We start from the raw sequence: 25,361 nt of genomic DNA on the forward strand, positions 1-25,361 counted from the left end.
GGCGCGGTCCCGTCCGTGCCCGCGGGCGCGTTCGCTGCCTCCGCCACTGTCCTCGGCTCCGATCCTGTTCCCGGGCGGTGCCCGCCCGGCGGGTGCCGGGCGGGGCGTTGCTGTCCGCCGCTGCTGCCAATTGTCCCGTCTACCGTGCCGCTCCGACAGCACCCCACCCACGAGTCCGCCCCGCGCCCCCGTCCGGGCGGACGGGGGCGCGGGGCGGTCGGTGCCGGGTCAGCCCTTCTGGGCGTCGCCCTCCGCGGGCTCGTCGGCGCCCGGGCGGGCCACCAGCTCGACCTGGTCGACGGCGTTGCACCAGCGGCAGCGCACCGACTCGACGGTCTCGGAGAGCACCTGGGTCTCCTCGACCTTGGACTCGCCGGAGAGGTCGACGTGCAGGAAGTCGGTGACCCGGGACGAACGGGTGACGTCGAAGCGGGTCAGGTTGCCACACAGGGTGCAGCGCCAACGGGTCTCGGCGGTCGGCACGGCAATGCTCATCAGTGGTCCCTCTCGGCTGGTCCCGGTTCCGGGCCTCCAGCCTATTGCCTGCCGGCGGGCGGGCGGATCACCGGTCCACAGCCCGGACGCTCACCCGGCCGGAGCAGCGCCCGGTGTCGCGGGCGCGCCCCCGAGGAATGCTGACCGGCATGGTGCTCTCCGCCCCCGCCCGGGCCGGCTCGCCGGCGGCCGAGCGGGCCGCCGGTGCCCCGGTCGCCACGTACCTGCTGGTCGCGCTGGCCGCGCTGGTCATGCTGCTCGGTCCGGCCGGCCTGAATCCGGCGTACGGCAGCGGTGACGCCCGGGCCTGTGCCGAGCAGCGCTACGAGCACCGCTGGGGCGCCGTGCCGGCCGAGTTGCTGGGCGGCCGCCCCCTGACGGCCGCCCAGCTGTCGGTGCTCCCCCCGGCGGCGCCCGGCTGCGTGCTTCCGGCCACTCCCGGCAAGATCCCCGAACTCTCGGTGCTGACCGCGCTGTTCGTCCACGCGGGCTGGCTGCACCTGATCGGCAACCTGCTGTTCCTGTTCGTCTTCGGCCCGGCGGTGGAGGCCCGGCTGGGCCGGTTCCGCTTCCTGGCCGGGTACCTGGCGGTCGGCTGCCTGGCCACCTACGGCTACGCGCTGGCCGAGACCGGCACCCCCGACGCGGTGCGGGCGCTGGTCGGCGCGTCCGGCGCGATCTCCGGCGTGCTGGGCGCGTTCCTCCGGCTGTACCCGCGGGCCCGGGTGACCACCCTGGTGCCGCTGCTGCTGTTCCTCCCGCTGCGCTTCCCGGCCTGGCTGGTGCTCGGCCTGTGGTTCGCCCTGCAGTTCTGGTCGGTGACCTCCGGCGGTGACGGGGTGGCCTACCTGGTGCACGTGATCGGCTTCGCGGCGGGCTGGCTGCTCGCCTGGGCCGCCCGTCCGGCGGGCGCTACCCTGGGCGGACCTTCTCGAACGGGAGTTGCCCAGTGATCACCGCGATCGTCCTCATCAGCACCGACGTCGACCGGATCCCCGAGATCGCCGAGGCGATCGCCGCCATCGAGGGCGTCAGCGAGGTCTACTCGGTCACCGGCACCTACGACCTGGTCGCGATGGTCCGGGTCCGGGGCCACGAGGAGCTCGCCGAGGTCATCCCCGGCCGGCTCAACAAGGTCCCGGGCGTCACGAACACCGAGACCCACATCGCCTTCCGCACCTACTCCCAGCACGACCTGGAGGCCGCGTTCTCGCTCGGCCTGGACGGCTGAGCACCGCTCAGCGCTGCTGGCCCTGGGTGTCGACGACGCAGCGGCCGCCCTCGTTGCGGTAGCTCCACTTCGCGCCGTCGCTGACCAGCTCGCGGACGGCGGTCAGGAACCGGTCCACGTGCTCGACGGGGGTACCGGCGCCGAAGCTGACCCGGATCGCGTTCAGGCTGCGCTCGCCGGGCAGCGAGGACTCCGGCGCCCCGCACTCGCTCGGTGCGGCCTCCTCGCCGCCCAGCAGGGTGCGCACCAGCGGGTGCGCGCAGAACAGCCCGTCCCGGACGCCGATGCCGTACTCGGCGGACAGCGCGGCCGAGAAGTGCGAGCTGTTCCAGCCGCGCACCACGAACGACACCACGCCGACCCGGTCCGAGCCCTCGCCGAACAGGTTGAGCACCCGCACCTCGGGGACGGCGGCCAGGCCCTCGGTCAGCTTCGCCACCAGCGCCCGCTCCCGGGCCTCCAGCTCCTCGAAGCCGGCCTCGTCCAGCGCCCGGCAGGCCGAGGCGATCGCGTACGCGCCGATCACGTTCGGCGAGCCGGCCTCGTGCCGCGCCGGGCCGGTGTGCCACTCGACGGCCACCGAGCCGTCCAGCTCCCGGGCGACCGTCCGGCTCGCGCCGCCGCCGGCCAGGTACGGCTCGGCCGCGTCCAGCCAGTCGGAGCGGCCCGCCAGCACGCCGGCGCCGAACGGGGCGTACAGCTTGTGGCCGGAGAACGCCACCCAGTCGACGTCCAGCTCCCGCACCGAGACCCGGTGGTGCGGCGCCAGCTGGGCCGCGTCCAGCACCACCCGGGCGCCGTGCCGGTGGGCGACCTCGGTCAGCCGCTTGACCGGCCACAGCTCGCCGGTGACGTTCGACGCCCCGGTCACGCAGAACAGCTTCGGGCCCTCGGACGCGCCCAGCAGCGCCTCCTCCAGCGCCGCCACCGCCTCGTCGTGCGAGCGCGGCGCCCGCAGGTAGCTGACGGTCAGGCCCTCGCGGCGCCACGGCAGCAGCGAGGCGTGGTGCTCGGTCTCGAAGGCGAACACCTCGGTCCCGGCCGGGACGGCGCCCGCCAGCAGGTTCAGCGAGTCGGTGGTCGCCCGGGTGAACACCACCTGGTCGCCCTCGCGCAGGTCGAGGAAGTCGGCGACGGTCCGCCGGCTCTGCTCGAACAGGTCGGTCGACAGCTGCGAGAGGTAGCCGGCCCCGCGGTGCACCGAGCCGTAGTACGGCGCGTACGCCGCGACGTCGTCCCAGACCCGCTTCAGCGCCGGGGCGCTCGCCGCGTAGTCCAGCGCCGCGTACCCGACCTTCTCGCCGGAGGCCAGCGGAACCTCGACGTCCCCGCCCAGGACCGCCAGCGGCTCACAGATCTCGGTGGCAACAGACATGGGTGCACTCCTCCAGGGGTCAGGACCCCGGAAGTGCACCCACCGGAAGTCCGCGCTTGCCGCGCGGACTGGTCGCCGCACGGCCTGGTCCTCACCCAGGGCACCCCGCCACGGACGGAGGGTTGCCGGACAGCAAGCTGGGGCTTGTCGCTGTCGCTCATGACCTGTGGAAGACAGTACACGAGATCCCCCGGATCTCAACACCCGTCCGCATCCCGAGACTTCCGGAATACCGGCCGGGGCCCGGGGCGGCGGGCCGGGCCCGCCGCCCCCGACCGTCAGGCCGACGCCTGGGTGGCCTCGGCCCAGCGCTTCAGCAGCTCCCCCGCCGCGCCCGAGTCGATCGCCGCCGCGGTCCGCGCCATCGCCGCCGCGATCTGCTCGGTGAGCGGCGCGTCGCCCAGCTCCAGGGCGACCACCGCGGCCGCGCTGTTGAGCAGGACGGCGTCCCGCACCGGCCCGCGCTCGCCGTTCAGCACCCGGCGCGCGACCTCCGCGTTGTACTCGGGGTCGGCGCCCCGGAGCGCCTCGATGCCGACCAGCTCGATCCCGACCTCGCGCGGGTCGAACACGGCCTCCGTCACCTCGCCGCCGCGGATCACCCAGACGTGCGAGGTGGTGGTGATGGTCAGCTCGTCGAGGCCGTCGTCACCCCGGAAGACCAGGCCCTGCGCACCGCGCCGGGCCAGCACGCCGGCGATCAGCCCGGCCAGCCGGGTGTCGAAGCAGCCGACCGCGTGCGAGGTGACCTTCGCCGGGTTGGTCAGCGGGCCGAGGATGTTGAAGACCGTCGGGACGGCCAACTCGGCGCGCGCCTGGGCGGTGTGCCGCATCGACGGGTGGAACTTGGCGGCGAAGCAGAAGGTCAGGCCGACCTCCTCGGCCACCGCGGCGACCCGCTCGGCGGAGAGCTCCAGGTTGATGCCGAGCCGCCCGAGCACGTCCGAGGAGCCGGAGGCGGAGGAGGAGGCCCGGTTGCCGTGCTTGACGACCTTGGCGCCGGCCGCGGCCGCGACCACCGCGGACATGGTGGAGATGTTGACGGTCTTGGCGCGGTCGCCGCCGGTGCCGACGATGTCCACCGCCGGGCCGGGGATCTCCAGCGGCAGGGCGTGCGCGTACATCGACTCGACCAGGCCGGCGATCTCCTCGACCGTCTCGCCCTTGCCGCGCATCGCGATCAGGAAGCCGGCCACCTGCACGGGGCTGGCCTCGCCGCTCATGATCCGGTCCATCGCCCAGGCGGTGTCGGCCTGGTCCAGGTCCTCCCCCCGCAGCAGCGAGCTCAACAGGTCGGGCCAGGTGCGGACCACCTGCGCGGGGCCGCTACCGCCGTTCGCAGGCTGCGCGTTCACCATGGCTGACTCCCACTCTCGTCCCGCCCCAGGCGTATCGCCGGGGTTCGGGCGTCAGCCTATCGAGCGCGCGGGGACGGCCGCCGGGAGTTGCCGTCCCCTTCTCTCCAGGTGAGACGCGCCGGTGAGACGCCGGCCGGGACTCAGCGCCCCGCGGGGGCCCGCCCGGCCAGTCGGGCCCGCAGCAGCGTGGTCGCCGCCTGGGCCAGCGCGACCGGGTCGACGGGGTGCGAGATCGCGGCGTCGGCCCGGCTCCAGGCGGCGAGCCAGGAGTCCTGCGGGCGGCCGATCACGACCAGCACCGGCGGGCAGCCGTAGATCTCGTCCTTGAGCTGCCGGGTCAGGCCGAGCCCGCCGACCGGGGCCGCCTCGCCGTCCAGCACGCAGAGGTCGACGCCGCCCTTCTCCAGGGCGCGCAGCACCGCGGGCGCGGTGGCGCACTCCAGGTACTCGACGGCGGGGACGTCCGCGGCGGGGCGCCGGCCGAGGGCCAGGGTCACCTGCTCGCGGGTGTTGCGGTCGTCGCTGTAGACGAGAACGGTGAGCGTCTCGTCGGAGTGCTGCGCCATGGCCCCTGCTTCCTGGTGCTCGTCCTCTTATATGTGTGCCCACGCGGGGCGGCCCCGACCGAACGGCCCAGTGTGACCCGGGCCACGTCCTTGGACGGATGCTACCCCCGCGCACCCGTCCTGCGGAGGCCCCGACGCGATCTCGCTCAAGCCGCCGCGCCCTGGACTCACCCCGGCGGCCCAGCGGGGTCACCCGGTCCGAACAACCGTCAGAAAACGGGCGGCCCGCGAGGCGGGCATACCTCACGCACCGGACACTCCGAGGGAGACCCCCCGGCGTGAAGACGGAATAAGGGACCGACATAATGTCCGTCGTGGCGACAGCAACAGCAACAGAAACCGGACACGCGCACGGAGCGGTCAACAGGCCGAACCTGGTCAGCGTCGGAACCATTGTCTGGCTGAGCTCGGAGCTGATGTTCTTCGCGGCCCTGTTCGCGATGTACTTCACCCTCCGCTCGGTCAAGGGCACCGAGTTCTGGCACGAGAAGGCCCACGCCCTCAACGTGCCGTTCTCCTCGGTCAACACCACGATCCTGGTGCTCTCCTCGCTCACCTGCCAGCTCGGCGTGTTCGCCGCCGAGCGCGGTGACGTGAAGAAGCTGCGCTCGTGGTTCTCGATCACCTTCGTGATGGGCGCCATCTTCATCGGCGGCCAGATCTACGAGTACACCGAGCTGGTCAAGAAGGACGGCCTGTCGCTGTCCTCCGACCCGTACGGCACGGTGTTCTACCTGACCACCGGCTTCCACGGACTCCACGTGACGGGTGGTCTGATCGCCTTCCTGCTGGTCCTCGGACGGACCTACGCGGCGCGGCGCTTCACCCACGAGCAGGCCACCGCCGCGATCGTGGTGTCGTACTACTGGCACTTCGTCGACGTCGTGTGGATCGGCCTGTTCGCGACCATCTACCTGATCAAGTAACAGCCGCCCCGCCCCTGACCCGGCGTCACCTGGACGCGTGGGAGTCGGGGGCAGGCTGCTGCCGACCAGATCCTGACACCGGGGTTATTCCGTGAAAAAGCTCTCCGCACGACGGCGCCACCCACTGGCGGCGGTCGTCGTTCTACTTCTCGCCCTGGCGGCCACCGGGGGGCTGTACGCCGCTTTCGCGCCCGCCGAGAAGGCGCAGGCCGACAGTTCGGCGCAGTCGCTCGCCATCGACGAGGGCAGGAAGCTCTTCGCCGTCGGCTGCTCCTCCTGCCACGGCCTGAACGGCCAGGGCACCTCCGACGGCCCGTCGCTGGTCGGCGTCGGCTCGGCCGCGGTCGACTTCCAGGTCGGCACCGGTCGCATGCCGGCCCAGCAGCCGGGCGCCCAGGTCCCGCGCAAGAAGGTCATCTACACCCAGGCCGAGACCGACCAGCTGGCCGCCTTCGTGGCCTCGCTCGGCCCGGGCCCGGTCACTCCGGACAGCAAGCAGTACGAGCCCTCCAGCGACCCGGTGACCAACGCCGAGCAGGTGGCCAAGGGCGGCGAGCTGTTCCGCACCAACTGCGCCCAGTGCCACAACTTCAACGGCAAGGGCGGCGCGCTGACCAACGGCAAGTACGCCCCGTCGCTTGAGGGCGTGGACTCGAAGCACATCTACGAGGCCATGCAGACCGGCCCGCAGAACATGCCGTCCTTCCCCGACACCACCATGCCGGAGGAGCAGAAGCGCGAGATCGTCGCGTTCGTCCGCAGCACGAACGACGAGCCCAACCCCGGTGGTCTCACCCTGGGCAGCCTCGGTCCGGTGACCGAGGGCCTGTTCGGCTGGATCTTCGGTCTCGGCACGCTGATCCTGGTCGCGATCTGGGTCGCCGCCCACACCACCAAGGCCAAGAAGTCATGAGCCACGACATGTCAGAGAACCTGCCGGAGGCGCACGACGCCTCCCACGGCACGGACGTCGCCACCCACGGCGACCCGTTCGCCGACCCGGGCCTGCCGGCCCACGAACCGCGTCGGACCGACATCGACGAGCGGGCCGCCCAGCGGGCCGAGCGCCAGGTGTCGCTGATGTTCGTGGTGTCGATGCTGGCGACCGTCGGCTTCATCGCGTCCTACGCGTCGATCGATGCCGACAAGATCGTCTACATCTTCCCGCTGGGCCACGTCAGCGCCCTCAACTTCGCCCTGGGCATGACCCTCGGCGTGGCGCTGTTCTGCATCGGCGCGGGCGCGGTCCACTGGGCCCGCACCCTGATGTCGGACCACGAGCTGCCGGCCGAGCGCCACCCGATCGAGGCCGACGACGACGTCCGCAACGACGTCATCGAGCAGTTCAAGACCGGTGCCGCGGAGTCCGGCTTCGGCCGCCGCAAGCTGATCCGCAACACCCTGTTCGGCTCGCTGGCCCTGGTGCCGCTGTCCGGCGTGGTGCTGCTGCGCGACCTCGGCCCGCTGCCGGAGAAGAAGCTGCTGCACACCGGCTGGGTCGAGGCCGAGCCCAGCAAGCCGCTGCGCCTGGTCAACATGAACACCGACCAGCCGATGAAGGCCGAGGACATCGTCCAGGGCTCGCTGACCTTCGCGAAGCCCGAGGGCCTCGAGGAGTCCGACGAGGACTTCCAGCAGCAGATCGCCAAGGACGCCCTGATGCTGGTCCGGATCGCACCGGAGGACATCAAGGACGCCAAGTCCCGCGACAAGGGCTTCGAGGGCATCCTCGCCTACTCGAAGATCTGCACCCACGTCGGCTGCCCGATCTCGCTGTACGAGCAGCAGACCCACCACGCGCTCTGCCCCTGCCACCAGTCGACCTTCGACCTGGCGGACGGCGCTCGCGTCATCTTCGGCCCGGCCGGCCACCCGCTGCCGCAGCTGAAGATCACCACCGATGAGCAGGGCTTCCTGGTCGCCACCGGCGACTTCGACGAGCCCGTCGGCCCGAGCTACTGGGAGCGTCCGCGATGAGTTCCGCAAGCGGCACCAACAGTGCCTCCAAGCCGGCGAGCACCCGCGCGAAGCCGGCCAACAAGGCCGAGGCCGCGGTCGACTGGGTCGACGGGCGGGTCGGGATCTACTCGCTGGCCAAGGCCAACCTGCGCAAGATCTTCCCGGACCACTGGTCCTTCATGCTCGGCGAGATCTGCCTCTACAGCTTCATCATCATCATCCTCACGGGTGTGTACCTGACGCTGTTCTTCACCCCGAGCATGGGCGAGACCGTCTACCACGGCTCGTACCTGCCGCTGAACGGCATCCGGATGTCGGAGGCCTACGCCTCGACGCTGAACATCAGCTTCGAGATCCGCGGCGGCCTGCTGATCCGCCAGATCCACCACTGGGCCGCGCTGGTCTTCGTCGCCGCGATGCTCGTGCACATGATGCGCGTGTTCTTCACCGGCGCGTTCCGCAAGCCCCGCGAGATCAACTGGGTCTTCGGCTTCCTGCTGCTGGTGCTGGGCATGTTCGACGGCTTCTTCGGCTACTCGCTGCCGGACGACCTGCTGTCGGGCACCGGCATCCGGTTCATGGAGGGCGCGATCCTGGCGGTGCCGCTGGTCGGCACCTACATCCAGATGTTCCTGTTCGGCGGCGAGTTCCCCGGGCACGACATCATCCCGCGCTTCTTCACCATCCACGTGCTGCTCATCCCGGGCATCATGCTGGGCCTGCTGGTCGCGCACCTGATCCTGGTCTTCTACCACAAGCACACCCAGTGGGCGGGCCCGGGCAAGACCGAGAAGAACGTCGTCGGCATGCCGCTGATGCCGGTCTACATGGCCAAGGCGGGCGGCTTCTTCTTCCTGGTCTTCGGCATCATCGCGGCGATCTCCGCGATCGCGACGATCAACCCGATCTGGTCGGTCGGCCCGTACCGTCCGGACCAGGTGTCGACCGACGCCCAGCCCGACTGGTACATGGGCTTCTCCGAGGGCCTGATCCGCATCATGCCGGGCTGGGAGATCTCGGTCTGGGGCGGCCACACGCTGAACCTCGGCGTGATGGTCCCGCTGGCGGTCTTCCCGCTGGTCCTGGTCGCGATCGCGATCTGGCCGTTCATCGAGTCCTGGGTCACCGGCGACAAGCGCGAGCACCACATCCTGGACCGCCCGCGCAACGCCCCGGTCCGCACCGCGTTCGGCGCGGCCTGGATCTCGCTGTACCTGATCCTGCTGGTCGGTGGTGGCAACGACCTGTTCGCCACCCACCTGCACCTGTCGATCAACACGATCACCTACGCGGTCCGCGTCGGCTTCTTCGTGGTGCCGGTCCTCACCTTCATCGTCACCAAGCGCTGGTGCCTCGGCCTCCAGCGCCGCGACAAGGACAAGGTGCTGCACGGGCGCGAGTCCGGCATCATCAAGCGCCTGCCGCACGGCGAGTTCATCGAGGTCCACACCCCGCTGGCGCAGAAGGACCTGCACACCCTCACCGCCCACGAGCAGCCCCAGCCGCTGGAGCTGCCCGCCGAGACGGACGAGAACGGGGTGGCCCGCAAGGCCGGCGTCATCACCAAGACCCGGGTGAAGCTCTCCGAGGGCTTCTACGGCGAGGGCAACCAGATCGCCAAGCCGACCACCGAGGAGTACCACGAGATCACCAGCGGCCACGGCCACCACTGATCCCGTGTAGCTGTCACGCCACGTCAGAACCCCCCTCCGGCCCCGGCCGGAGGGGGGTTCCGGCTTTCCCGGCCCCGGACCGGCCCTGACGCCCTGTTATGTTGGCCGGGTGCACCTGGAGATCGACCACCAGTCCCCCACCCCGCCGTACGAGCAGGTCCGCTCGCAGATCGCGGCCCTGGCCCGCAGCGGCGAACTGCCGGTCGGCCTGAAGCTCCCCACCGTGCGGGCCCTCGCCGAGCGGCTCGGCCTGGCCGCGAACACGGTGGCCCGCGCCTACCGCGAGCTGGAGGCGGACGGCGTGGTGGAGACCCGCGGCCGGGCCGGCACCACCGTCGCCCCGACCGGGGACGCCTCGCACCGGCTCGCGGCCGGCGCCGCCGCCGAGTACGCGGAGCGGGCCGTCCGGCTGGGCCTGGCGCACGACGAGGCGCTGGCCGCCGCGGTGACCGCGCTGCGGGCCGCGTACCCGGCCTGAGACGGCGCGACGACCGGCCCCGCCGAGCGGGACCGGTCGTCGCGGGTGCGTCCGGGGCTCAGCGCGCCCGGTGGGTGATTCCGCCGTCGAGGACGGTCAACAGGACGGGCAGCGCGGCCAGTTCGGTGTCGGGGGTGGTCAGCGGGTCGCCGGCCAGCACGGTCAGGTCAGCCCGGTGGCCGGGCGCGAGCCGCCCGGCGGTGGCCTCCTCGCCCGCCGCCCAGGCCGGGGCCAGGGTGTAGCCGGCCAGCGCCTGCAGCGGGGTGAGGGCCTGGCCCGGCAGGTGCGGGGGCTGGGCGAGGTCGCGGCTGGGGCGGCGGTGGCGGGCCCCGGCCATCACGCCGAGCGGTTCGAACGGGGCGATCGGCCAGTCCGAGCCGAGCACCACCCGGGCGCCGGCCGCGGCCAGGTCGCGGCAGCGGAAGGCCCGGTTGGCGCGCTCCTCGCCGAGCCGCCGGGACCAGTTGTCGGTGTGGTCGGCCCGGGTGTACTCGGTGCAGTGGGTGGGCTGCATGGAGGCGGTGACGCCCAGCGCGGCGAACCGGGCGACGGTGTCGTCGGGCACCGTCTCGACGTGCTCGACCCGGTGCCGGGCGCCGGGCCCGTGCGCGGCGACGGCCGCGGCGACCGCGTCCAGGACGTGCCGGACGGCGGCGTCGCCGATCGCGTGGGTGGCGGTGGGCACCCCGGCCCGGTGCAGTTCGGCGATCACCCGGGTGTAGGCGGCGGGGTCGGGCCAGAACGCGCCGGTGGACTCGCCGTGGCAGTCGGGGTGCTCCAGCCAGGCGGTGCCGTTGTCGATGGTGCCGTCCATGAACAGCTTGGCCCCGGCGACCCGCCAGCGCCGTCCGCCCTCGCCCTGCCGGCGGACCAGCTCGGCCAGTTCGGCGGGGCCCGCGCCGGGCTGCACCCAGGGGGCGATCCGCAGCCGCAGCGGGAGTTCGCCGCGCTCCTCCAGCGCGGCGTACACGGCCAGGCTCCCGCCGTTGGCGTCCATCGCGTGGCCGCCGGTGAGGCCGGCCGCGGCCATCCGCCGCAGCACGTCGGCGCTGGCCCGGCAGAGCTCCTCGAAGCTCGGCCGGGGGGCGACCGCCTCGACGAGTTCGCAGGCGGCGTCCTCCAGCAGCAGGCCGGTCGGGCGGCCGTCGGCGTCGCAGACCACCTCGGCCGAGCCCTGCTCGAAGCGGCGTGGGCCGTCGATCCCGGCGAGTTCCAGCGCCCGGCGGCTGACCAGCATGGAGTGCGCGTCGAACAGGTCGATCGCGGCGGGGATCCCGTCCAGCACCGGGCCGACGGTGTCGGCGGAGAGCGGCAGGCCGCCGAACGCGTTCGGGTCCAGGCCCCAGCCGCGCAGCCACTGCCCGTCCTTCAACTCGCTGCGGGCCGCCGCCAGTTCGGCCCGCAGGGCGGGCAGGTCGAGGCAGCCGGAGAGGTCCGCCCCGGCGGTGCGCTCGGCGCCCGAGACCGGGTGCAGGTGGCCGTCCACCAGGCCGGGGACGACCACCGCGCCGTCCAGGTCGACCACCTCGGCGCCCGGGACGGCCGCCGCCCCGAACCCGGCGATCCGGCCGCCGCTCAGCGCGAGCGTGTCGTGCGGCAGGAAGGACCCGCTGCCGGGGTCGAGCAGCCGGGCGTTGGTCAGGACGAGGTCGGGGTGCACGGGTGGCTCCTCAGCGGTGGTGCGGTCAGTGCGGGGTGCCGAGCGCCCCGGCCGGGAGGCCGAGTTCGCTTTCGGCGAGGGCGTGCGCCATCCCGGTGACCGCCCCGGGTCGGCCGGTGCGGTCGGTGTTGGCGTGCGCCCCGAGGCCGTCCAGGACGACCAGGAGCCGGATCGCGGTGACCCGCGGGTCCGGGGTGCGGAACTCCCCGGCGGCGGTGCCGGCCTCCAGCAGTGCCGTCAGCCCGTCCCGCCAGAGCGCCTCCTGCTGGCCGACCCGCTCCCGCAGGGCGGGCCGGAACCGGCTGAGGTGGCGGGCGTTCAGCCACAGCCGGCTCAGCTCGTCGTAGCGCGGCCCGGCGGTGCGGCCGAGGAAGCGGGCCAGCCGCCGGACCGCCGGGAGGGCGGCGTCGGCGGCGGGCAGCAGCTCGGCGAGCTCCCCGGACGCGGCGGTGCCGAACGCCTCGGCGACGAGCTCCTCGGCGACCGGGAAGTAGTGGCTGATCAGTCCGGGGCGGACGTCCAGCTCCTCGGCGACCCGCCGCATCGTGATGCACTCCAGGCCCTCGGCGAGGGCGATCCGGGCCGCGGTGGCCACGATCTCCGCCCGCCTGGCCTCGGGGTTCTTGCGCACCCGTTTCGGCTGGACGCTTGACGACATGCCCCGCACGCTATTGGATGTGCGACCAATAGACAAGCCGCCTTCCGCATCGGCCGCTCCCGCACCGCCGACCGCACCGGCACCCGTACTCGAAACCTCGGAGGACTCCATGGAATCCACGATTCCAGACCCCCACACGGAGCTCCCCACGCACCCGCCCGCCCCCGCCGACCGAACCGCCGCCGACCGGGCCGGCCGGGCCCCCCGGGTCGAGGCCCACGGCATCGACCACATCCCCGACGAGGAGCGCCACGGCCGCCCCCGCGACCTGTTCGCCGTCTGGGCCGCCCCCAACGTCAGCTACCTCAACCTGGTGGTCGGCGGCACCCTGGTGCTGATCGGCCTCGACCTGTGGCAGTCGCTGGCCGTCATCGCGGCCGGCAACCTGCTCTGGGCCGGCGTCGGCCTGCTCGCCGTGAGCGGCCCGGCCGCGGGCGCCCCCAGCGAGGTCATCATGCGGGCCATGTTCGGCGTCCGCGGCAACCGGGTGAACACCGCCGTCACCGGCTGGCTGGTCTCGGTCTGCTACCTCGCCCTCAACTGGGCCGCCGCCTCGCTCGCCGCGTTCGGCCTCGCCGAACGGGCCGGCCTCACCCCGGGCACCCCGCTGAAGGTCCTGGTCATCGTGCTGGTCGCGGCCGCCACGCTGGCCATCTCGGTGTACGGCCACGCCACCATCGTCCGGCTGTACGGGCCGTTCACCCTGGTGCTGACGGCGGTCTTCCTGCTGCTCACCGGCTACCTGCTGACCGGCGGCCACACCGACTGGCACTACCGGCCCGCCGAGCCGCTGCACGGCACCGCGCTGCTCGCCGCGCTGGCCGGCGGCACCGCGCTGATCGCCTCCGCCCCGCTCTCGTACTCCACCAGCGCCGACTTCTCCCGCTACCTGCCGCGCACCGCCTCCCCGCGCGCGGTGGCCGGCTGGACGGCGCTGGGCGCGTTCGTGCCCAGCGTGCTGTTCACCGCGCTGGGCACCCTCGCCGCCACCACCCTGGACATGACGGACCCGCAGTCCGCCCTCACCGCCGTGCTGCCCGGCTGGGCCCGGCCGCTGTTCCTGCTCGCCATCGTGCTCAGCGCCGTCGCCAACAACGCGATGACCGCGTACTCCTCCGGCCTCGCCCTGCAGGCAGTCGGCCTGCGGATCCGTCGCTCCCGCAGCGTCGCCCTGGACGGCGCGCTGGGCGTCGCGCTGACCCTGTACGCGCTGCTGGTCTCCGACTTCCTCGACACCGTCAACAGCGTGCTGGAGCTGATGGTCGCGCTCACCGGCCCGGTGATGGCCGTCTACGCCACCGACATCGTGCTGCGCCGCAACCGGTACCACGGCCCCGACCTGACCGACGAGACCCCCGCCTCGCCGCACTGGTACGCCCGCGGCGTCAACCCGGCCGGCGCCGTCGCCCTGCTGCTCGGCACCGCCGCCGCCACGCTCTGCCTGTCCACCCCGGTCTTCACCGGCTGGATCGCCGGCGCGCTGGCCGGCACCGACCTCTCCCTCCCGGCCGGGATGCTCACCGCCGCCGCGGCCTACTGGCTGCTGACGCCCCGCCGGACGGCCGGGTAGGGCCCGGGGAGCAGCGAGCCCCGCGCCCCCGTCCGGGGCGCGGGGCTCCCGCGCGTCACCGGCCCGCGCCGGCGGACGGGCTCGGGCCGGTGTTCACCGACGGGCTCGGGGTCGCGTCGGCCGCCGCCTGCCCAGTCGGCGCGGTGCTGACCGGCTTGCCCAGCGCGCTGTGCTTCACGTACTCGTCGAAGCCCACGTTCCAGTCGCCGAAGCCGTTGCCGAACGGCTCCATCTCGTGGCCCTTGCTGTTGACCACCTGCACGATGTCGCCGACCCGGGTGTTCTCGAAGAACCACTTCGCCTGGTCGGTGCTCATCCCGGTGCAGCCGTGGCTGACGTTCTCCTTGCCCTGCGCCCACACCGACCAGGGCGCCGCGTGCACGTACTCGCCGCTCCAGGTGACCCGGGTCGCCCACTTCACGTCGAGGTCGTAGGACTCGCTGCTGCCGGCCGCGATGCCGATCGTCTCGCTGCTCATCCGGACGTCGGACTCCTGGCCGAGCACCACCTTGACGCCGTTGCGGGTGTCGAAGCCGGGCTTGCCGGTGGTGATCGGGATGGTCTTCACCACCTCGCCGTTGCGCTTGTACGTCAGCTGGTCGCTACCCGCGTCGACCAGCGCCTCGATCCGGTCGCCGGTCCGCAGCGCCAGGCTGCGCTGCTCGCCGCCGTAGACACCGTCGGAGATCCGGACGCCCGGCAGGTCGTAGGCGAGCTTGACGGTGGTGTTGGCGGGCCAGTACTCCTGCGGCCGGAAGTGCAGGTTCTCGTCGTCGACCCAGTACCAGGCGCCGGTCACGGCGGGCTGCGAGGTGACGGTCAGTCCGCGTTCGACCTGCTGCCGGGCCGCCGGGTCGGTGACCGCCTCGGAGAGCTTGACGGTGAGCGGCTGGCCGACGCCGTAGACCCCGCTGCCCGAGCTGTCCGGGCCGAGTTCGGCGGTGACGACGTGCTGCGGGTCGGCGGTGGTGAACGCCGAGTCGGTCTCGCCGTGGCCGCCCTTGCCGTCCTCGGCCGCGACCTTGACGCGGTAGGCGGCGCCGGCCCGGAGCGGGTCGGTGGTCTGCCAGTGCTGCCCGTCGGCGGCCAGCTCGCCGGCCAACGGTACGCCGTCGGGGCCGGTGACGGTGACGGCGGCCAGCTTGTTGCCGCCGTCCGTGCTGACGGTGAACGCCTTCGCCGGGTCGGCCTTCTCCCCGGCGGCAGAGGTGTGCACCAGCGGTGCCACGTCGATCTGGCGGGACGCGTCCTTCTCCGATCCGCCACCGCCTCCGGAGCAGGCCGCGGCGGGGGCCAGGAGCAGCATGGCGGCCAGTGCGGTCCGGCTGCTGCCGGCTATCCGAGAGCCCTTCAACGGAACCTCCCAGGGGTATGAACCTGCCTCAGAGCGTAGGAAGGCGTCACCCGGGCGGCACTCCGGGTAACCCGGATGGATGTTTTCGCCCGCCCCGGCCCCGCCCCCGCCCCGGGAACGACGGAGGCCAGGCACCCCCCGAAGGGAGTGCCCGGCCCGCCGTGCGGTGCTGCGGTCCGGAACCTACTGGTTCTGGTTCTCGCCGCGGTAGAACTCGAAGACCCAGCCGAACAGGCCGATCAGGATGATCGGGATCGACCAGAACAGCAGCCACCAGCCGAAGATGACGCCCATGAAGGCGAGCGCGCCACCGATGGCCAGCGAGAGCGGCTGCCAGCTGTGCGGGGCGAAGAAGCCCACCTCGCCGGCGTCGTCCGAGACCTGGGCCTCGGGGTTGTCACCCGCGCCGGTGTCCACCCGCTTGGCGGTGAACGCCAGGTAGAAGCCGATGAAGGCGCACAGGCCGAAGGCCAGGAACAGCGCGGTGGTGCCGGCGGCCTCCAGGCCGTGGTCCGACTTCATGGTCCACACCATGTAGGTGATGGCGATCGCCAGCACGAACACCGAGAGACCCGCGAAGATCTTGCCCTGTTCCTTCATCGGGCGTCACCATCCTTCTTGCCCTTGCCCAGCGACGGACGGTCGTACTGCGCGGGGGTCACGCCCTCGAAGTGCTTGGCCGGCTCACCGTGGTTCTCCAGGTAGTCCAGCGCGGCGATCTCCGGGTGGTGCAGGTCGAACGCCGGGGATTCGGAGCGGATCCGCGGCAGGGTGGTGAAGTTGTGCCGCGGCGGCGGGCAGGAGGTCGCCCACTCCAGCGAACGGCCGTAGCCCCACGGGTCGTCGACCTCGATCTTCTCGCCGTACTTCGCCGTCTTCCAGACGTTGTAGAGGAACGGCAGGATCGACAGGCCGAGCAGGAACGAGCCGATGGTCGAGACGGTGTTCAGCGTGGTGAAGCCGTCCGAGGCCAGGTAGTCGGCGTAGCGGCGCGGCATGCCCTCCGCGCCCAGCCAGTGCTGGACCAGGAAGGTGGAGTGGAAGCCGATGAACAGCGTCCAGAAGGTGATCTTGCCGAGGCGCTCGTCCAGCATCTTGCCGGTCATCTTCGGCCACCAGAAGTGGAAGCCGGCGAACATCGCGAACACGACGGTGCCGAACACCACGTAGTGGAAGTGCGCGACGACGAAGTACGAGTCCGAGACGTGGAAGTCGATCGGCGGGGAGGCGAGCAGGACGCCCGTCAGACCGCCGAACAGGAAGGTGACCAGGAAGCCGATCGTCCAGAGCATCGGGGTCTCGAAGCTCAGCGAGCCCTTCCACATGGTGCCGACCCAGTTGAAGAACTTCACACCGGTCGGGACCGCGATCAGGAAGGTCATGAACGAGAAGAACGGGAGGAGTACCTGTCCTGTCACGTACATGTGGTGCGCCCACACCGTCACCGAGAGGCCGGCGATGGCGATGGTCGCGGCGATCAGGCCGGAGTAGCCGAACATCGGCTTGCGGCTGAAGACCGGGATGATCTCGGACACGATGCCGAAGAACGGCAGCGCGATGATGTACACCTCGGGGTGGCCGAAGAACCAGAACAGGTGCTGCCAGAGCAGCGCGCCGCCGTTCGTCGGGTCGAAGACGTGCGCCCCGAACTTCCGGTCCGCCTCCAGGGCGAACAGCGCGGCCGCGAGGACCGGGAAGGCCAGCAGGACCAGCACGGCGGTCAGCAGGACGTTCCAGACGAAGATCGACATCCGGAACATCGTCATGCCGGGCGCGCGCATGCAGATGATCGTGGTGATGAAGTTGACCGCGCCGAGGATGGTGCCGAAGCCGGAGAAGGCCAGACCCATGATCCACATGTCGGCGCCGATGCCGGGCGAACGGACCGCGTCGCTCAGCGGCGAGTAGGCGAACCAGCCGAAGTCGGCGGCGCCCTGCGGGGTCACGAAGCCGGCCACCGCGATGACCGAGCCGAACAGGTACAGCCAGTAGGCGAACATGTTCAGACGCGGGAAGGCCACGTCGGGGGCGCCGATCTGGAGCGGCATGATCCAGTTGGCGAAGCCGGCGAACAGCGGGGTGGCGAACATCAGCAGCATGATCGTGCCATGCATGGTGAACGCCTGGTTGAACTGCTCGTTCGACAGGATCTGGGTGCCCGGACGGGCCAGCTCGGCACGCATGACCAGGGCGAGCACGCCGCCGATCAGGAAGAAGGCGAACGAGGTCGCCAGGTACATCGTGCCGATCGTCTTGTGGTCGGTGGTGGTGAGCCACTTGATGATCGCGTTGCCCGGCTTGCGCACCCGCGGAGTCCCCGAGGTGACGGCCCCGGCTCCCCCGCCGGCCGCGGCGGGCTCGTTGAGGATGGTCACTTCTCTTCACTACTTCCCGTGGGGAGGATGCCTGCGGGAACCGCACCGGCCTTGCCGTTGTCGCGGAGGTCCTTGAGGTGCTGCTGGTACTCGGCGGCCGTGACGACCTTCACGTTGAAGAGCATCCGCGAGTGGTCGACACCGCAGAGCTCGGCGCACTTGCCGCGGTAGGTGCCGAGCGCGGTCGGGGTGACCTGGAACTCGTTGACCACACCGGGGACGACGTCCATCTTCATCATGAAGTTGACGGGCCAGAAGTCGTGGATGACGTCGTTGGAGGTCAGCCGGAACTTCACGGTCTCGTTGATCGGCAGGTAGAGCGTCGGGGGCTCCTTGGTGCTGCCGACGTCGTACGCGGCGGTGGTGCTCGCCGGGTCCGGGATCTCGGAGTTCTCGTAGTTGAACGCCCAACTCCACTGGAAGCCCACCACGTTGATGGTGTGCTGGGGCTTCTCGTCGACCTTCGTCAGGGCCGACTCGTCACGGGCGACGAAGTAGAACAGCACCGAGACGATGACGATCGGAACCGCGGTGTAGAGCGCCTCGATGGGCACGTTGTACCGGGTCTGAGCGGGGATCTCCACCTTGGTGCGGCTACGCCGGTGGAAGATCACGCTCCAGATGATCAGACCCCACATCAGTGCGCCGACAATCAGAGCCGCGATCCACGAGCCCTGCCACATGTGAAGGACCAGCGGCCCTTCCTTGGTGACGGGACTGGGGAGGCCAAGCCTGGGCAGGTCGTTGGCCGAGCAGCCGGTGGCGGTCGCGATGACGAGGCCCAGTGCCAGCGCCTGAGGCAGCTTCCGCCGCATCGTGCGCCGCGGCGAGCGGTCGGAGCCGTTGGGACTCACGTAGCGCCTTCCCGAAGTCTCGCCCGCGAACGCACCGCCGGGATGAGCCTGTTGCCAGGTCCCCTGGGCGGTCCGGCCACGGGCACGGTTTGAATGCTTATGCGGGCCAAACGCTACTCCATCCTTATGCGGCACTCACGGGCAGCCCCCGGTAACGCGCCGCCCGGCTACCCGATCAGCCCCCGGGGGGTGAAGTGCCTCCGCGGCACGGATGGAGTCGCAGGTCATGGCGGACTTCCGAGCCTCTCACGACCGAACGGGCGACCGTACTGCGACACACGGGTGACGGACCGTCGGACGGCTGACGGGCCGGGAGGAATCACCCCGTAAGGGGCGGCGGACGCGGTCGTCTACGGTGGCCGGGTGCCCTACTTCGACGCCGCCTCCACCGCCCCGCTCCACCCCGTGGCCCGGCAGGCCCTGCTCGCCGCCCTCGACGAGGGCTGGGCCGACCCCGCCCGGCTGCACCGCTCCGGGCGGCAGGCCCGGATGCTGCTGGACGCCGCCCGGGAGACCGTCGCCGAGGCGCTCGGGGCCCGGGCCGACGAGGTCTCCTTCACCTCCTCCGGGACCCAGGCCCTGCACTCCGGCCTGCTCGGCGCGCTGCGCGGCCACCGCCGCCGCGGCTCCCACCTGCTGCACTCCGCCGTCGAGCACTCCGCCGTGCTGCACACCGCCGAACGCTGGGCGGCCGACGGCGGCAGCGCCACCGCCGTCCCGGTCGACCGGCACGGCCGGGTCTCCGCCGCGGAGTTCGCCGCCGCACTGCGGCCGGACACCGCGCTCGCCGTGCTGCAGTCCGCGAACCACGAGGTCGGCACCCTGCAGCCGGTCGCCGAGACCGCCGAACTGCTCGGCGGCGTCCCGCTGCTGGTCGACGCCGCGCAGAGCGCCGGGCGGCTGCCCGTCCCGGCCGGCTGGTCGCTGCTCACCGCGAGCGCCCACAAGTGGGGCGGCCCGGCCGGCGTCGGCGTGCTCGCCGTCCGCAAGGGGGTGCGGTTCTCCTCCGCGCTGCCCGCCGACGAGCGGGAGGGCGGCCGGGCGCCCGGGTTCCCGAACGTGCCCGCGATCGTCGCTGCGGCGGCCTCGCTGCGGGCCGTCCGGGCCGAGGCGGAGGCGGAGAACGCGCGGCTGCGCGAGCTGGTCGACCTGGTCCGGCACCGCGTGCCCGAGCTGGTCCCGGCCGTCGAGGTGGTCGGCCACCCCGAGCTGCGGCTGCCGCACCTGGTGACGTTCTCCTGCCTGTACGTCGACGGCGAGGTGCTGCTCACCGGGCTGGACCGGGCCGGCTTCGCCGCCAGCTCCGGCTCCTCCTGCACCTCCAGCACCCTGACGCCCAGCCACGTGCTGGCCGCGATGGGCGTCCTCACCGAGGGCAACCTGCGGGTCTCGCTGCCCGCCGGCACCACCCGCGCCGAGGTCGACGCGTTCCTGGAGGTGCTCCCCCGGGTCGTCGCCGAGGTCCGCGCCCCGCTCGGCCTCGACCTCGCGCTGCCGGGCAGCGGCCCGGCGGACGGCTCGGCGGACGGCCCGGCGGGCGGCTCCGCCGCGGCCCTGGTGATCGACACCCTGGGCAAGCGCTGCCCGGTCCCGATCATCGAACTCGCCAAGCGGGTCGGCGAGGTCGCCCCCGGCGGCCTGGTCGCCGTCCTCTCCGACGACGAGGCGGCCCGGCACGACATCCCGGCCTGGTGCGGGATGTGCGGGCACAGCTACACCGGCGAGGCCCCCGCCGCGGAGTACGGCGGGGGCCACGGCACGGCGTACCTGGTCACGGTGCGGGGGTAGCCCCGTCGGCCGGTCAGAGGCTGATCCGGTCCCGCAGTTCGGCGGCGGCCTCCGGGCCGTAGGCGTCCTCGAAGCGCTCCAGGAAGCGGCCGCCGCGCAGGTCGTACTCCTGGGTGCCGACGGTCTCGATGACCAGGGTGGCGAGCATGCAGCCGGTCTGGGCGGCGCGTTCGAGGCCGAGGCCCCAGGAGAGGCCGGCCAGGAAGCCCGCGCGGAAGGCGTCGCCGACGCCGGTGGGGTCGGCCTTGCGCTCCTCGGCGGCGCAGCCGACGACGACGTCGGGCTCGCCCTTGCGCTGGATCCGGACGCCCTTGGGGCCGAGGGTGGTGACCCGGGTGCCGACCCGGTCGAGGATCTCGTCCGGGGACCAGCCGGTCTTGGACTCGATCAGCGCGGCCTCGTACTCGTTGGTGAAGAGGTACGCGGCGCCGTCGACGATCTCCCGGATGTCGTCGCCCTCCAGCCGGGCGAGCTGCTGGGAGGGGTCGGCGGCGAAGGCGTAGCCGCGGGTGCGGCACTCCTGGGTGTGGCGGACCATCGCGGCGGGGTCGTCGGCGCCGATCAGGACCAGGTCGAGGCCGCCGATCCGGTCGGCGATCGGCTTGAGCTCGATGTTGCGGGCCTCGGCCATCGCGCCGGTGTAGAAGGACGCGATCTGGTTGTGGTCCTGGTCGGTGGTGCACATGAAGCGGGCGGTGTGCCGGCTCTCCGAGATGTGCACGGACTCGGTGTCGACGCCGTGCCGGTCGAGCCAGCTGCGGTACTCGGCGAAGTCGGCGCCGGCCGCGCCGACCAGGACGGGGTTCAGGCCGAGCACGCCCATGCCGAAGGCGATGTTCGGGCCGACGCCGCCGCGGCGGATGTCCAGGGTGTCGACCAGGAAGGAGAGCGAGACGGTGTGCAGCTGCTCGGGCACCAGTTGGTCGGCGAACCGCCCGGGGAAGGTCGTCAGGTGGTCGGTGGCGATCGAGCCGGCGACGGCGATGCGCACGGGGTCTCCTCTGGCGGCCTGGCGGTGGCCTGAGATGGGGGCAACAACCCGGCTTACGGTACCCGTCCGACCGGGTACTACCGGATGGTAGGGCTGTCTTCCGGACACCCCCCGGCCTAGGGTCGCGAGTAACGGGGGCCGGCGCGGCCCCGTCCAGTCCGCGGCGCCGTGGCCGCGGCACGGCGATCGGAGCTGGGTACCGCATGGTGATCGATCACTCCTCCGGGTGGCTCGCGGGGCGCCGCGGCGAGGACGCCGAGACCGAGACGCTGGCCGAGTTGCTGGACTCCTCGCGCCGCCTCGGCCGGTTCTGGCCGGTCGCCGGGCCGCTCCCGGCGGTCGCCGCGCCGGCCGCGCCGACGCTCCGGGTGCCGGTGGCGGCGCGCCGGGTGGTGGCGGGCATGCCGGAGTACGGCGGCTGACGCCGCGGGCGGAACCGTTCTCCTCCGGGACACGTCAGATCGGCGCGGTACCGCTCCGGGCGGCTCCGCGCGACCCTCGGGAGGAACGCAGATCATGGACGACAGCACCGCAGCCGTCTCCGCCAGGACCCCGTACGCCCGCCGGGCGGCCGCCGCGCTGGCCGGCGCGGCCCTCGCGGCCGGCCTGCTGACCGCGTGCGGCAGCTCGGGCACGCCCACCGTCGCCGTCGGCACGGCGAGCTCCGGTACGAGCGCCCCGGCCTCGCCGTCCGCCCCCGCACCGTCCGCCTCGGCCGCCACGCCGTCCGCCCCGGCCTCGGCCGCCGCGTCGAGCCCGGCGCCGGAGGCCAGCCCGCAGCCCTCGGCGCAGCCCACCACGCCCGGGATAGCCGTCGGCGAGCGCCCGCCGACGGCGGTGAAGATCCCGGCGACCGGCTACCGGCAGGACGGGCCGACCCAGTTGACGGTGTTCTTCACCGCCGGGATCTGCGACAAGTACGGGGTCCGGGTCGAGGAGGACGCCCCGCCGGTGGTGAAGCTGCGGGTGGTGGTCACGCAGACCGCGGAGCCCGGCAAGGCGTGCCCGCAGGCGGTCAAGGAGCAGCAGGCGGTGGTCAGGCTGTCGCAGCCGATGACCGGCGGCGGCGTGGTGGACACCGCGACGGGCGAGCAGCTGCCGGTGGTCAGCGGCGTCGCGGGCGGCGACCCGCGCTGACCTCCGGCGCCGCACGCGCCGGGAACGCCGCGAGGGCGGCCCCCCGGATCGGGGGGCCGCCCTCGGCGTTCTCGCGCTCAGGCTTAGCTGAACGAGTCGCCGCAGGCGCAGGAGCCGGTGGCGTTGGGGTTGTCGATCGTGAAGCCCTGCTTCTCGATGGTGTCGACGAAGTCGACGGTGGCGCCGCCCAGGTAGGGGGCGCTCATCCGGTCGGTGACGACCTGGACGCCGTCGAAGTCCTTGACGACGTCGCCGTCGAGCGAGCGCTCGTCGAAGAACAGCTGGTAGCGCAGGCCCGAGCAGCCGCCCGGCTGCACGGCGACGCGCAGCGAGAGGTCGTCGCGACCCTCCTGCTCCAGCAGGCCCTTGATCTTGGCCGCGGCGGCGTCGGTGAGGAGGATGCCACTCTCGACAGTGGTCTCGTCCTGGACGGTCATGCTTACTCCCGGTCTGTGACGACGGTGATCCGCCAGTGCCAACCAGCGGCCCCCCGGATTCATTTCCGGGAGGTGGTGCGTTCGGGGGACTTTTTTCGTCGCCCACTCCCCCACGGACTCCATGCTCGCACACCGGACGTGGCGGGTCACCGCCCACTTCGGCAAACCGCTACCGTCCGGGCACCGGGCGCAGCAGGATGGGCCGGGTGATCATTCGTCAGCTCAGGGACACCCCGGAGGACGCCGAGGCCGTGGACCGGGTCGCCCGGACGGCCTTCCGCGACCTCGACGGCCGGCCGCAGGACGACGCGCAGGGCCCGGCGGACGTCCGCCGCGGGATCCGCAGCCGGGCCCGCACCCGCCACCTGGCGGTCACCGACCCGGAGGGGTGCTGGATCGCCGAGCAGGACGGCGAGGCCGTCGGGGCGGCGCTGTCGCTGCGCCGCGAGGGGGTGTGGGTGCTGCCGCTGTTCGTGGTGCTGCCCAGCGCGCAGGGGCAGGGCGTGGGCCGGCTGCTGCTGGAGCGGGCCACCGCGTACGGGCGGGGCTGCCTGCGCGGCATGCTGTGCGCCTCGCCGTCCCCGGCGGCGGCCCGGCGCTACCGGCGGGCCGGGTTCACCCTGCACCCGGCGATGCGGCTGACCGGGCGGGTCGACCGGGAGCGGCTGCTCGACCCGGGCGAGATCCCGGTGCACGCGGGCAACGCGACGCACCTGCACCTGCTCGACTCGGTCGACCGGCGGGTGCGCGGCGCCGCGCACGGGCCGGACCACCGGTTCATGCTGGCGCACTACGAGGAGCTGCTGGTCGCGGACACCCTGGCCGGGACGGGCTACTGCTACCGGGACGGCGGCGAGGTCGAGCTGGTCGCCGCCACCTCCAAGCGGATCGCCGTCCGGCTGCTGCGCGAGGCGCTGGCCCGCGTCCCGGTCGGGACGGAGGCGAGCGTCTCCTTCCTCACCGCCGAGCAGGAGTGGGCGGTCGACGTCGGCCTCGACCTGGGCCTGTCGCTGTCCACCCGGGGCTACCTGGGCCTGCGCGGAATGCGGCCGCCCGCGCCGTACGTCCCGAACGGGGGCTACCTGTAGGCCGGCCGGGCCGGTCTCACGCCATGGTGGCGAGGATCTCCTCGACCGTCTCCATCGTGGTGCCCGGGTGCAGGAAGGCGAAGCGGGCGACGGTCTCGCCGTCCCAGCCGGTGGGGGTGACGAAGCCGATCTGGTCGGCGAGCAGCCGGCGGGACCAGCGGTAGTAGTCGTCGTGGGTCCAGCCCTTGCGGCGGAAGCAGACGGCGGAGAGCTGCGGGTCGTGCAGCAGTTCGAGGTGCTCGGTGTCGCGGATCAGCCGGGCGGTGTCGCGGGCGAGGCGGAGGCCGGCCTCGATCGCGTCGGTGTACGCCTGGACGCCGTGGACGGCGAGCGAGAACCAGAGCGGCAGGCCGCGGGCGCGGCGGGTGAGGTGGTAGGCGTAGTCGGTGGGGTTCCACTCGTCGCCCTCGGTGTGCAGGACGTCCAGGTAGGAGGCGTCCTGGGTGTGGACGGCGCGGGCCAGGCGCGGTTCGCGGTAGAGCAGCGCGGCGCAGTCAAAGGGGGCGAACAGCCACTTGTGCGGGTCGACGACGAAGCTGTCGGCGTGCTCGATGCCGGCGTAGCGGTCGCGGATGGAGGGGGCGAAGAGGCCGGCGCCGCCGTACGCGCCGTCGACGTGGAACCAGAGGTCGTGGTCGCGGGCGACCTCGGCGATGCCGGCCAGGTCGTCGATGATGCCCTCGTTGGTGGTGCCGGCGGTGCCGACGACGGCGATGACGGTCTCGGGGTGGGGGTCGGCGGCGAGGGCGGCGCGCAGCGCGGGGCCGGTGAGGCGGCGGTCGACGGCGGGGACGAGGAGGGGCTCGACGCCGATGATGTTGAAGGTGTTCTTGACCGAGGAGTGCACCTGGTCGGCGACGGCGATCCGCAGCCGGGCCTCCGGCCCGACGCCGAGCCGGCGCCTCGCGGTGTCGCGGGCGACGACGAGGGCGGAGAGGTTGCCGGCCGAGCCGCCGGAGACGAAGGTGCCGCCGGCGCTCGCGGGCAGGCCGGCCCGGTCCGCTATCAGCCGGAGCACCTGGTTCTCGGCGGCGATCGCGCCGGCCGCCTCCAGCCAGGAGATGCCCTGCAGGGAGGCGCAGGAGACCACCATGTCGAAGAGCAGCGCGGCCTTGGTCGGGGCGCAGGGGATGAAGGAGAGGTAGCGCGGGCTGTCGGCGGAGATGACGGCGCGGGAGAGCTCGTGGTCGTAGAGCTTGAGCACGTCGGCGGGGTTGTTGCCGTGGTCGTTCAGCAGCCCGGCGAGGGCCTCCCGCAGGTGGGCGCCGTCGCCGGGGTGGTCGAGCGGGACGGGGTCGTACTGCAGGCGTTCGCGCATGTAGCCGAAGACCAGGTCGACCAGTTCGTTGTCCGGCTTGTGCATGCGGTCGGGGGCTGCGTACACGGGT

General features: G+C 72.6%; 25 protein-coding genes and 1 riboswitch. Of the genes, 12 read left to right on the plus strand and 13 right to left on the minus strand.

Features of this window, described 5'->3' with window-relative positions; translation table 11 throughout:
* Nucleotides 1-228 precede the first annotated feature (228 nt).
* Nucleotides 229-495: a hypothetical protein gene (locus KSE_RS10715; protein ID WP_033258110.1), complete on the minus strand. Its 267-nt coding sequence runs from the start codon at nt 493-495 to the stop codon at nt 229-231.
* A 149-nt stretch (nt 496-644) separates the two neighbouring features.
* Between KSE_RS10715 and KSE_RS10720 the strand changes: the two genes are divergently transcribed.
* Complete coding sequence (locus KSE_RS10720) at nt 645-1,448, plus strand: rhomboid family intramembrane serine protease (RefSeq protein ID WP_231873156.1); 804 nt, start codon at nt 645-647, stop codon at nt 1,446-1,448.
* A complete protein-coding gene (locus tag KSE_RS10725) occupies nt 1,445-1,726 on the plus strand; it encodes an Lrp/AsnC ligand binding domain-containing protein (protein ID WP_014135321.1) in 282 nt (93 codons plus the stop codon). Before KSE_RS10720 ends, KSE_RS10725 begins: the two co-directional genes overlap by 4 nt.
* A gap of 7 nt (nt 1,727-1,733) precedes the next feature.
* Here the strand turns inward: KSE_RS10725 and KSE_RS10730 are convergent, their stop codons facing one another.
* From KSE_RS10730 to KSE_RS10740, 3 genes are all read right to left on the minus strand, one after another.
* Nucleotides 1,734-3,101, minus strand: coding sequence for an aminotransferase class V-fold PLP-dependent enzyme (locus KSE_RS10730; RefSeq protein WP_014135322.1), 1,368 nt, complete (start codon nt 3,099-3,101; stop codon nt 1,734-1,736).
* Nucleotides 3,102-3,148: 47 nt separating this feature from the next.
* Nucleotides 3,149-3,266: riboswitch (SAM riboswitch) on the minus strand.
* A gap of 113 nt (nt 3,267-3,379) precedes the next feature.
* Nucleotides 3,380-4,459, minus strand: coding sequence for an anthranilate phosphoribosyltransferase (gene trpD / locus KSE_RS10735; RefSeq protein ID WP_014135323.1), 1,080 nt, complete (start codon nt 4,457-4,459; stop codon nt 3,380-3,382).
* A gap of 140 nt (nt 4,460-4,599) precedes the next feature.
* Nucleotides 4,600-5,025, minus strand: coding sequence for a response regulator (locus KSE_RS10740; protein ID WP_014135324.1), 426 nt, complete (start codon nt 5,023-5,025; stop codon nt 4,600-4,602).
* 305 nt (nt 5,026-5,330) lie between these two features.
* Here KSE_RS10740 and ctaE point away from each other — a divergent pair, with 305 nt between their 5' ends.
* The 5 genes from ctaE (at nt 5,331) to KSE_RS10765 (ending at nt 10,061) form a co-directional block, all read left to right on the plus strand.
* A complete protein-coding gene (gene ctaE, locus KSE_RS10745) occupies nt 5,331-5,951 on the plus strand; it encodes an aa3-type cytochrome oxidase subunit III (protein ID WP_014135325.1) in 621 nt (206 codons plus the stop codon).
* A gap of 91 nt (nt 5,952-6,042) precedes the next feature.
* Nucleotides 6,043-6,864: a cytochrome bc1 complex diheme cytochrome c subunit gene (qcrC, locus tag KSE_RS10750; RefSeq protein WP_014135326.1), complete on the plus strand. Its 822-nt coding sequence runs from the start codon at nt 6,043-6,045 to the stop codon at nt 6,862-6,864.
* A complete protein-coding gene (gene qcrA / locus KSE_RS10755) occupies nt 6,861-7,928 on the plus strand; it encodes a cytochrome bc1 complex Rieske iron-sulfur subunit (RefSeq protein ID WP_014135327.1) in 1,068 nt (355 codons plus the stop codon). Before qcrC ends, qcrA begins: the two co-directional genes overlap by 4 nt.
* Nucleotides 7,925-9,583, plus strand: coding sequence for a cytochrome bc1 complex cytochrome b subunit (gene qcrB, locus KSE_RS10760; protein WP_014135328.1), 1,659 nt, complete (start codon nt 7,925-7,927; stop codon nt 9,581-9,583). The genes qcrA and qcrB overlap by 4 nt, the downstream gene beginning before the upstream one ends.
* 109 nt (nt 9,584-9,692) lie before the next feature.
* Nucleotides 9,693-10,061: a GntR family transcriptional regulator gene (locus KSE_RS10765; RefSeq protein WP_014135329.1), complete on the plus strand. Its 369-nt coding sequence runs from the start codon at nt 9,693-9,695 to the stop codon at nt 10,059-10,061.
* A gap of 58 nt (nt 10,062-10,119) precedes the next feature.
* On the opposite strand, the gene KSE_RS10770 is transcribed toward KSE_RS10765, so the two are convergent.
* Both KSE_RS10770 and KSE_RS10775 read right to left on the minus strand, forming a co-directional pair.
* Nucleotides 10,120-11,721, minus strand: a complete 1,602-nt coding sequence (locus KSE_RS10770) for an amidohydrolase (RefSeq protein WP_014135330.1) — start codon at nt 11,719-11,721, stop codon at nt 10,120-10,122.
* A 25-nt stretch (nt 11,722-11,746) separates the two neighbouring features.
* Nucleotides 11,747-12,379 (minus strand): TetR/AcrR family transcriptional regulator, encoded by a 633-nt coding sequence (locus tag KSE_RS10775; RefSeq protein ID WP_033258133.1) that lies wholly within the window; start codon nt 12,377-12,379, stop codon nt 11,747-11,749.
* Nucleotides 12,380-12,488: 109 nt separating this feature from the next.
* Between KSE_RS10775 and KSE_RS10780 the strand changes: the two genes are divergently transcribed.
* Nucleotides 12,489-13,949: a purine-cytosine permease family protein gene (locus KSE_RS10780; protein ID WP_014135332.1), complete on the plus strand. Its 1,461-nt coding sequence runs from the start codon at nt 12,489-12,491 to the stop codon at nt 13,947-13,949.
* A gap of 55 nt (nt 13,950-14,004) precedes the next feature.
* Here the strand turns inward: KSE_RS10780 and KSE_RS10785 are convergent, their stop codons facing one another.
* The 4 genes from KSE_RS10785 to ctaC form a co-directional block, all read right to left on the minus strand.
* A complete protein-coding gene (locus KSE_RS10785; RefSeq protein WP_014135333.1) occupies nt 14,005-15,255 on the minus strand; it encodes a L,D-transpeptidase in 1,251 nt (416 codons plus the stop codon).
* A 231-nt stretch (nt 15,256-15,486) separates the two neighbouring features.
* Nucleotides 15,487-15,903 carry a cytochrome c oxidase subunit 4 gene (locus tag KSE_RS10790; protein WP_014135334.1) on the minus strand — a complete coding sequence of 139 codons (417 nt, stop codon included), beginning with the start codon at nt 15,901-15,903 and terminating at the stop codon, nt 15,487-15,489.
* A complete protein-coding gene (ctaD, locus tag KSE_RS10795; protein ID WP_014135335.1) occupies nt 15,900-17,678 on the minus strand; it encodes an aa3-type cytochrome oxidase subunit I in 1,779 nt (592 codons plus the stop codon). The genes KSE_RS10790 and ctaD overlap by 4 nt, the downstream gene beginning before the upstream one ends.
* Nucleotides 17,675-18,532 (minus strand): aa3-type cytochrome oxidase subunit II, encoded by an 858-nt coding sequence (ctaC, locus tag KSE_RS10800; RefSeq protein ID WP_014135336.1) that lies wholly within the window; start codon nt 18,530-18,532, stop codon nt 17,675-17,677. Before ctaC ends, ctaD begins: the two co-directional genes overlap by 4 nt.
* A gap of 363 nt (nt 18,533-18,895) precedes the next feature.
* Between ctaC and KSE_RS10805 the strand changes: the two genes are divergently transcribed.
* Entirely contained in the window at nt 18,896-20,320 is a 1,425-nt protein-coding gene (locus tag KSE_RS10805; RefSeq protein ID WP_014135337.1) for a cysteine desulfurase/sulfurtransferase TusA family protein, read from the plus strand.
* A gap of 13 nt (nt 20,321-20,333) precedes the next feature.
* Here the strand turns inward: KSE_RS10805 and KSE_RS10810 are convergent, their stop codons facing one another.
* On the minus strand, nt 20,334-21,311 hold the full coding sequence (locus KSE_RS10810) for a carbohydrate kinase family protein (RefSeq protein ID WP_014135338.1): 978 nt from the start codon (nt 21,309-21,311) through the stop codon (nt 20,334-20,336).
* A gap of 203 nt (nt 21,312-21,514) precedes the next feature.
* Between KSE_RS10810 and KSE_RS10815 the strand changes: the two genes are divergently transcribed.
* Together KSE_RS10815 and KSE_RS42060 are read left to right on the plus strand one after the other, a co-directional pair.
* Entirely contained in the window at nt 21,515-21,733 is a 219-nt protein-coding gene (locus KSE_RS10815) for a hypothetical protein (protein ID WP_014135339.1), read from the plus strand.
* Nucleotides 21,734-21,827: 94 nt separating this feature from the next.
* Nucleotides 21,828-22,448 (plus strand): hypothetical protein, encoded by a 621-nt coding sequence (locus KSE_RS42060; protein WP_014135340.1) that lies wholly within the window; start codon nt 21,828-21,830, stop codon nt 22,446-22,448.
* Nucleotides 22,449-22,531: 83 nt separating this feature from the next.
* Here the strand turns inward: KSE_RS42060 and erpA are convergent, their stop codons facing one another.
* Nucleotides 22,532-22,885, minus strand: coding sequence for an iron-sulfur cluster insertion protein ErpA (gene erpA / locus KSE_RS10825; protein WP_014135341.1), 354 nt, complete (start codon nt 22,883-22,885; stop codon nt 22,532-22,534).
* A 197-nt stretch (nt 22,886-23,082) separates the two neighbouring features.
* On the opposite strand from erpA, the gene KSE_RS10830 reads away from it, so the two are divergent.
* A complete protein-coding gene (locus tag KSE_RS10830) occupies nt 23,083-23,973 on the plus strand; it encodes a GNAT family N-acetyltransferase (RefSeq protein WP_014135342.1) in 891 nt (296 codons plus the stop codon).
* Nucleotides 23,974-23,989: 16 nt separating this feature from the next.
* Here KSE_RS10830 and KSE_RS10835 read toward each other — a convergent pair whose 3' ends face one another.
* Nucleotides 23,990-25,357 carry a pyridoxal phosphate-dependent decarboxylase family protein gene (locus KSE_RS10835; protein WP_014135343.1) on the minus strand — a complete coding sequence of 456 codons (1,368 nt, stop codon included), beginning with the start codon at nt 25,355-25,357 and terminating at the stop codon, nt 23,990-23,992.
* Nucleotides 25,358-25,361 lie beyond the last annotated feature (4 nt).

The organism is Kitasatospora setae KM-6054, from assembly GCF_000269985.1.
Classification (GTDB): Bacteria; Actinomycetota; Actinomycetes; order Streptomycetales; family Streptomycetaceae; genus Kitasatospora; species Kitasatospora setae.

What these genes read in the sequence shown, in the direction of transcription:
- KSE_RS10715 (WP_033258110.1), bottom strand. Translation starts at nt 495, where the DNA reads ATGAGCATTGCCGTGCCGACCGCCGAGACCCGTTGGCGCTGCACCCTG.
- KSE_RS10720 (WP_231873156.1), top strand. Translation starts at nt 645, where the DNA reads ATGGTGCTCTCCGCCCCCGCCCGGGCCGGCTCGCCGGCGGCCGAGCGG.
- KSE_RS10730 (WP_014135322.1), bottom strand. Translation starts at nt 3,101, where the DNA reads ATGTCTGTTGCCACCGAGATCTGTGAGCCGCTGGCGGTCCTGGGCGGG.
- trpD (WP_014135323.1), bottom strand. Translation starts at nt 4,459, where the DNA reads ATGGTGAACGCGCAGCCTGCGAACGGCGGTAGCGGCCCCGCGCAGGTG.
- KSE_RS10740 (WP_014135324.1), bottom strand. Translation starts at nt 5,025, where the DNA reads ATGGCGCAGCACTCCGACGAGACGCTCACCGTTCTCGTCTACAGCGAC.
- ctaE (WP_014135325.1), top strand. Translation starts at nt 5,331, where the DNA reads ATGTCCGTCGTGGCGACAGCAACAGCAACAGAAACCGGACACGCGCAC.
- qcrA (WP_014135327.1), top strand. Translation starts at nt 6,861, where the DNA reads ATGAGCCACGACATGTCAGAGAACCTGCCGGAGGCGCACGACGCCTCC.
- qcrB (WP_014135328.1), top strand. Translation starts at nt 7,925, where the DNA reads ATGAGTTCCGCAAGCGGCACCAACAGTGCCTCCAAGCCGGCGAGCACC.
- KSE_RS10775 (WP_033258133.1), bottom strand. Translation starts at nt 12,379, where the DNA reads ATGTCGTCAAGCGTCCAGCCGAAACGGGTGCGCAAGAACCCCGAGGCC.
- KSE_RS10780 (WP_014135332.1), top strand. Translation starts at nt 12,489, where the DNA reads ATGGAATCCACGATTCCAGACCCCCACACGGAGCTCCCCACGCACCCG.
- KSE_RS10785 (WP_014135333.1), bottom strand. Translation starts at nt 15,255, where the DNA reads ATGCTGCTCCTGGCCCCCGCCGCGGCCTGCTCCGGAGGCGGTGGCGGA.
- KSE_RS10790 (WP_014135334.1), bottom strand. Translation starts at nt 15,903, where the DNA reads ATGAAGGAACAGGGCAAGATCTTCGCGGGTCTCTCGGTGTTCGTGCTG.
- KSE_RS10815 (WP_014135339.1), top strand. Translation starts at nt 21,515, where the DNA reads ATGGTGATCGATCACTCCTCCGGGTGGCTCGCGGGGCGCCGCGGCGAG.
- KSE_RS42060 (WP_014135340.1), top strand. Translation starts at nt 21,828, where the DNA reads ATGGACGACAGCACCGCAGCCGTCTCCGCCAGGACCCCGTACGCCCGC.
- erpA (WP_014135341.1), bottom strand. Translation starts at nt 22,885, where the DNA reads ATGACCGTCCAGGACGAGACCACTGTCGAGAGTGGCATCCTCCTCACC.
- KSE_RS10830 (WP_014135342.1), top strand. Translation starts at nt 23,083, where the DNA reads ATGGGCCGGGTGATCATTCGTCAGCTCAGGGACACCCCGGAGGACGCC.